General features: G+C 69.5%; 4 protein-coding genes and 1 pseudogene. 4 read left to right on the top strand and 1 reads right to left on the bottom strand.

Features of this window, described 5'->3' with window-relative positions:
• A partial coding sequence (locus tag I53_RS24780) for an efflux RND transporter periplasmic adaptor subunit (RefSeq protein WP_251982447.1) occupies positions 1–1,098 on the bottom strand: 1,098 nt, incomplete at its 3' end.
• Between the two features lie 81 nt (positions 1,099–1,179).
• Here I53_RS24780 and I53_RS24775 point away from each other — a divergent pair.
• From I53_RS24775 to I53_RS24765, 4 genes and pseudogenes are all read left to right on the top strand, one after another.
• A pseudogene (locus I53_RS24775) lies at positions 1,180–2,401 on the top strand (GTP-binding protein).
• 125 nt (positions 2,402–2,526) lie between these two features.
• Complete coding sequence (locus I53_RS24770) at positions 2,527–3,798, top strand: O-antigen ligase (RefSeq protein WP_043355737.1); 1,272 nt, start codon at positions 2,527–2,529, stop codon at positions 3,796–3,798.
• A 54-nt stretch (positions 3,799–3,852) separates the two neighbouring features.
• The gene (locus I53_RS35495; protein ID WP_251982446.1) at positions 3,853–4,686 is read left to right on the top strand and encodes a GAF domain-containing protein; all 834 of its coding nucleotides are present in this window, start codon (positions 3,853–3,855) and stop codon (positions 4,684–4,686) included.
• Between the two features lie 26 nt (positions 4,687–4,712).
• On the top strand, positions 4,713–6,710 hold a 1,998-nt coding region (locus tag I53_RS24765), incomplete at its 3' end, for an ATP-binding protein (protein WP_251982445.1).

The following is a 6,710-nucleotide window of genomic DNA, read 5'->3' as shown; positions in this document are numbered from 1 at the left end:
CGCCCTTGCCGGTGATGATCGTGTAGGTGGCAAACATCTCCGGGCGCAGCACCCGTCCGGGTTGTCGACCTCGCTGCGCACGGCCAGCCGCCGCGTCGCCGGGTCGAGGCTGGAGGCCATGTAGTTCACCCGGGCCTGAAACACCCGGGCGCCGAAGCCCGCCACCTTCGCCTCGACCTCCTGGCCGATGCGGATCTTCGGGATCTCGCTCTCGCGGACGTTGGCGACGAGCCACACCGTCGACAGGTCGCCGATCACGAAGACCGGGTCGCTGGAGGCGGAGAGGTACTGGCCGGTGCCGACCTTGCGCTGGACGATCGTGCCGGCGATCGGTGCCCGGATCTGCGTCTCGGCGCTCATCGTGCCCTTCTTCTCGAAGGCGGCCATCTCGGCGTCGGTCTTGCCCAGCATCCGCAGACGGTTCTTCACCGCGTCGAGGGCGCCCTCGGCGGTCTTCAGGTCGCTCTGGGCGGCGATGACGTCGTTCTGGGCCGATTGGTAGTCCTTCAGGGCCGTCGCGTGGGCCTGGAACAGCTCCTGCTGCCGCTGCGCGATGGTCTGGTCGAGCTTCAGAAGCGCCTGCTGCTTCTGGAGGTTGTTCACGGCGGCCTGATAGTCGTTCTGCGCCTGGACCATGTCGGTGGCCTCGAGCGTCAGCAGAACGTCGCCGGCCTTCACGTCGTCGCCGGCGCGGGCCAGGACCTTCGTCACGCGGCCGGCATAGGGCGAGACGACCGGGACGTTGTCGTCCTCGTTGAGGGCGATCCGTCCCTCGGCGGTGCCCTCGGGCCGGAACACGAGGTTGGCGACCGGCAGGATCTCGAAGGCGGCGCGCTGCTCCTTGGAGGGCCGGAACACCCGTTCCACCGGGCCGGCCTTCTCCACATCGATGCCCGGGTCAGGGTTGCCTGGTGCGAACAGCCCCGTCAGCGCGGCGACGAGGTTCGAGGCCGTCTCGCGGGTCCGGTCGGAGAACGCGAAGGCCAGGCCCGCAGCGGCCGCGAGCAGGACGGCGACGACCAGGAGGCCGGCCCACCGACGGTTGCGCGGGGGCACGGTGACGGCCTCGTCCTGGTCCAGCGGATTTCGGGCGTCCATGCGGATGATCTTCTAGGTCCGGGCCAAGGGACCGGGCTGATTGACGAGGGTACGATTCGTGCCAGGACGACGCCAAGATCAATGCGATCGCTGGTGCTTTTCTATGGCGCTGCGCGGGATGGTTCCCGGCAGCAACGCGTGCCTAGAGCAAAGCTTGTCAGACAGGCAATCGATCTGGCGCCCCAGTCGCGAAACCGTGTGGCCCCGTCTTCCTTTGACGGGATTTGTTACAATATGACAACGCTCGCGGGGCCTGACCCGCCCGATCCCGAATCCGTCACCGAAGAACCCGTCATGTCCGAAACGAGCAACGCTCCCGCCCCGGCCGCATCCGGCTCAGCCGCCGGCAAGATCCCGGTCACCGTGCTCACCGGCTATCTCGGCGCTGGCAAGACCACGCTCCTCAACCGGATCCTCACCGAGAATCACGGTAAGCGCTACGCCGTGATCGTCAACGAGTTCGGCGAGATCGGCATCGACAACGACCTCGTCGTCGGCGCGGACGAGGAAGTGTTCGAGATGAACAACGGCTGCGTCTGCTGCACGGTGCGCGGCGACCTGATCCGGATCATGGATGGGCTGGTCAAGCGCCGGGGCAAGTTCGACGCGATCATCGTCGAGACCACCGGCCTCGCCGATCCGGCCCCTGTGGCGCAGACCTTCTTCGTCGACCAGGACGTGGGCGAGGCCGCCCGCCTCGACGCGGTGGTGACGGTGGCCGACGCCAAGTGGTTGTCCGACCGCCTGAAGGACGCGCCCGAGGCGAAGAACCAGATCGCCTTCGCGGACGTGATCCTGCTCAACAAGAGCGATCTCGTCTCCCCGGCCGACCTCGACCGGGTCGAGGCCGAGATCCGCACGATCAACCCCCTGGCCAAGCTCCACCGCACGCAGAACTGCGCGGTGCCCCTCGAGGCCGTGCTGGAGCGCAACGCCTTCGACCTCGACCGCATCCTCGACGTCGAGCCCGACNTCCTGGAGGCGGGCCACCACCACCATCACGATTCCGACATCCGCTCGGTCTCGGCCAAGATCGAGGGTGAGGTCGATCCGGACAAGTTCATGCCGTGGATCTCGAACCTGACCCAGTCGCAGGGTCCGGACATCCTTCGGTGGCAGGGGATCGTGGCCTTCCCGAACGAGCCGGAGCCGCTCGTCTTTCCGGGGCGTGCACATGATCCTCGACGGCGACGTGCAGGGCGACTGGGGGAAGGACGAGAAGCGGGTCTCGCGGGTGGTGTTTATCGGGCGCAACCTCGATCCGGCGGCGATCACGGAGGGCTTCGAGGCCTGCCGCGCGTGAGCCGACCGGCCGCCTCCCACGGGGGCGGCCGGGCCCTGAGCGCCGCCCGAAGGCGATTCTCAACGATTGGATGGCATCACGGCACGAGCGGGCCAGCGTAACCGGCCCGCGGAGCCCGCGTAGCCATGGCCCACACCGCAGCGCCTGCAGGCCCGGTCCCGTCCGGGATCGCGGGCGGACTCCCGCTCATCGTGGCCGTCGAGGGGCTGGCCAAGGCGCTGTTTGCGGCGTTCATCTTCTTCGCCTGCTTCGCCTTCTCGGAGACCTCCCCGTACGACGCGGTGGCGATCCCCACGATCCTGCTCTGGCTCTGCCTCGGCGTGCGGCTGCACCGCGGGGCGGTGCCCCTGGTCGCACTCCTCCTGCTCTACCTCGCGGCCATCGTCTCCGCGCTGCTGCCCTACCTGAACGAGGAGTTCCCGGTCACTTGGACGGTGCAGCTGATCTACCTCGCGATCACCTGCATCTTCTTCGCGATGTTCTTCGCGGACGACACCCACGCCCGGATGGAGCTGGCGCTCAAGGCCTACACGGCGAGCTGCGTGTTCTCGGCGGTGCTCGGCATCGTCGGCTATCTCCAGTGGCTCGGGATCGAGGACCTGTTCTACAAATACGACCGGGCCTCGGGTACCTTCCAGGACCCGAACGTGTTCGGCTCCTTCCTGACGCTCGGCGCCCTCTACCTGATGCACGGCCTGCTCACCGGCTCGACCCGGCGACCGCTGGTCTCGCTCGTCGGCCTGCTGATCATCGTCGCCGGCATCTTCCTGTCGTTCTCGCGGGGCTCCTGGGGCGGGAGCGTCGTCGCGGTGCTCCTGATGGTGGGATCGGTCTATGCCGGCAGCACCGCCCCGCGCCTGCGCCGCCGCATCGTGCTCCTGACCCTCGCCACGGTCGTCCTCGGCACCGTCGCGGTGATCGGGCTGCTCTCGGTCGACCACGTCCACAAGATGTTCGAAACCCGCGCGGCCCTGACCCAGGACTACGACCAGGGCGAGACCGGCCGCTTCGGCAACCAGATCCGCGGCTTCGCGATGCTGCTGGAGCGGCCGTTCGGCATGGGGCCGATGCACTGGCGGCTGATCTTCGGGCTCGAACCGCACAATTCGTATATCGGCTCCTTCGCCAACGGGGGCTGGCTCGGGGGCACGGTGTTCATCGGCCTCGTGGTGATCACCGGCATCGTCGGGTTCCGGCTCCTGGCACGGCCGTCGCCCGTCCGGGCGCACGCGCAGATCGTCTGGCCGGCGCTGCTGATGTTCTTCCTGCAGGCGGTCCAGATCGATATCGAGAAGTGGCGCCACGTCTACATGATGCTGGGCATGGTCTGGGCGCTGGAGGCGGCGCGGCTGCGCGCGGGCGCGCCGCAGGCGGGTGCGCTTGAAACGCGGCGCTAGGCGCGGCATCGCTCGGCTCCGGCCGAGCTGCCAATCCGCACCCGGAGACGGTACGTGAACACACAGCCGGACAACGAGGGCGATCGGCTCGCCGCCCTTGAGGCCCTCGGGATCGTGGGCACGCCGCCCGAGCCGCATTTCGAGGCCGTCTGCCGGACAGCCTGCCGCCTGTTCGGCGTGCGCCACGCGTTCGTGGCCTTCCTCGGTGACACGCAGCAGTGGCTCAAGACGCCCTGCCAGGCCTTGCCGACCACGATGCGGCGGGATCAGAGCCTGTGCCAGCACACGATCCGCAGCGATGCCCTGCTCGTCGTACCCGACACCCGGCTCGACGTGCGCTTCCGTGACCTGCCCGCCGTCGCTGCGCCGGACGGGATCCGGTTCTATGCCGGTATCCCGCTGAGCCTCGAGCCCGGCCTGCGGATCGGTACCTTCTGCCTCGCCGACCCGGAACCCCGAGCCGGTCTCTCGCCGGCGGACGCCGCCGCCTTCCGCGACCTCGCCGCGATCGTCGTGGCCCATCTGAGGCTGACGGAGGCCAATGCCAAGCGCGAACGCGAGATCGCGCAGGCCGCGATCCGCGAGGCGGTGATCCGCGAGCAGCATCGCGAGATCCATGCCCGGTCCCGCACTCAGGAGGCGGCGAACCACCAGCTCCTGATGGCCGAGCAACTCGCCAGCGTCGGAAACTGGCGCGTGGACCTCTCGGACGGTCAGCCGGTCTGGTCGGCCAGCCTCTACGCTATCGCCGGTCGCGACCCCGCGACACCGCCACCGCGTCTCGACGCCTTCTTGCAGATCTACCATCCCGACGACCGCGCCCGGCTCGAGGCGATTGTCGCCGACGCGTTCGCCCGCAAACGCGATTCGATTTCGAGGCGCGGCTGATCCGTCCGGACGGCGAGCTCCGCGACGTGGTCGTCCGCGGCATGTGCCGGGGGGAGGACCCCAATGCCGGCCTCGTCGGCGTTCTCATCGACGTGACCGAGCGCCGGCGCGCCGAAGACGAGGTGCGCCGGAGCGAGCTGCGCTATCGCGGCCTCGCCGAGGCGCTGCCGCTGCTGGTCTGGACCATGCGGGTCGGGGACGGACAGTCCACTTACGCCAACGCCCAGTTCCAGTCCTATTACGGGCCGATCGGGCCCGAGCGCGCGGAGCGCCTGATCCGGAACCACCCGGAGGATGCGCCCGCCATGGAGGCGGCCTGGACCCGGGCGGTCGAGACCGGGACGGGCTATAGCGGCCAGTGGCGGATCCGCCGCCACGACGGCCTCTACCGGTGGCACAAGATCTCGCTGATTCCGATCCGCCTCGATCCGGCGGACGGCGCTGTGGCGGAGTGGCTCGGGACCGCACTCGATGTCGACGACATCATCACGGCGCGGCTCGCCGTCGAGGAGGCCCGCGGCCTGCTGGGCATCGCCCTGGACGCCGCCGAGGCCGGCACCTGGGACTGGGACATGCGCACGGGGCTCGTCACGCTGAGCCCGGAAAGCGCCCGGATGCACGGTCTGCGGGATAACGGCGCTGCGCACACGCTGTCGGCGTCCGAATGGACCGCGTTGATTCATCCCGACGACGTCGCCGATGTCTGGATCGAGATCCGACGGGCGGTCGAGTCCGGGACCTCCTATGCGGCCGAATTCCGGGCCGGCGGGCGCTGGCTCTACGCGCGCGGGCGGACGCTCTGCGGCGCCGAGGGGCACCCTCAGAGCATGGTCGGCCTCCATCTCGACATCACCGAGCGCAAGGCGGTCGAGGCGGCCCTGCGCACCGCCACGCGGGATGCCGAGGCGGCTCGCACCGAGGCGGAGCGCGCGAGCGCGGCCAAGAGCGAGTTCCTCGCCGCGATGAGCCACGAGATCCGCACGCCGCTCAACGGCATCCTCGGCTATGCCGAGCTGCTCCTCGACGGCGATGCGATCCAGAGCGAGGACCGGCGCCGCCTGGAGCTGATCCAGAGTTCCGGAGCGGCCTTGCTCACGGTCGTCAACGACATCCTCGACTTCTCGAAGATCGAGGCGGGCGAGCTGACCCTCGATCCGGTCCCCTTCCCGCTGGTCTCGATCGTGGACGGGACGGTCTCGATCGTGCGCGGCAGTGCGCTGCGCAGCGGCCTCGCCATCGAGGCCCGGATCGACCCGGCCCTTCCGACCTTCGTGATCGGTGACGCGGGACGCTTGCGTCAGGTGCTGCTCAACCTCCTGAACAACGCCGTGAAGTTCACGCCCGAGGGTTCCGTTACGGTGACCGTGGAGCGGGAAGGCGATGATCGCGCCGCCGACGGTCGCCCCGGCGACGCGGTGCGGTTTTCCGTGATCGATACCGGCATCGGCATCGCGCCGGCGCAGCAGGACAGGCTGTTCAAGCGGTTCAGTCAGGTCGACGGCTCCATCAGCCGGCGGTTCGGCGGCACCGGCCTCGGTCTCGCGATCTCCCGGCACCTCGTGACCCTGATGGGCGGCGAGATCGGCGTCGTGAGCCGCGAGGGGGAGGGCTCGACCTTCTGGTTCCGCCTGGTGCTGCCGCGGGGCGAGCAGGGCGCCGACGCGGCGGAGGACCGGATCGAGGCGGATCCGGCGCTGCTGCGGTCGCAGTCCGTGGCCGCCCCGGCGGCCGGCGCCGTGCCAGCCTCCCCGATCCGGCTGCTCCTGGTCGAGGACGTCCCGCTCAACCAGGAACTGGCCTGCGCGGTGCTCGAATCCCAGGGCTACACGGTGGATGTCGCCGGGGACGGGGCCGAGGCGATCACGGCGGTCGGATCGTCCGTCGCGGCGGGGCGCGCCTACGATCTCGTGCTCATGGACGTCCAGATGCCGCGGGTCGACGGGCTCACGGCCACCCGGCGCATCCGCGCCCTGGCGCCGCCCGCCTGCGACATCCCGATCGTGGCCATGACGGCGAACGTCCTG

This window comes from Methylobacterium sp. B1, from assembly GCF_000333255.1.
GTDB lineage: Bacteria > Pseudomonadota > Alphaproteobacteria > Rhizobiales > Beijerinckiaceae > Methylobacterium > Methylobacterium fujisawaense.
This window is presented reverse-complemented; position numbering and strand designations above follow the sequence as displayed.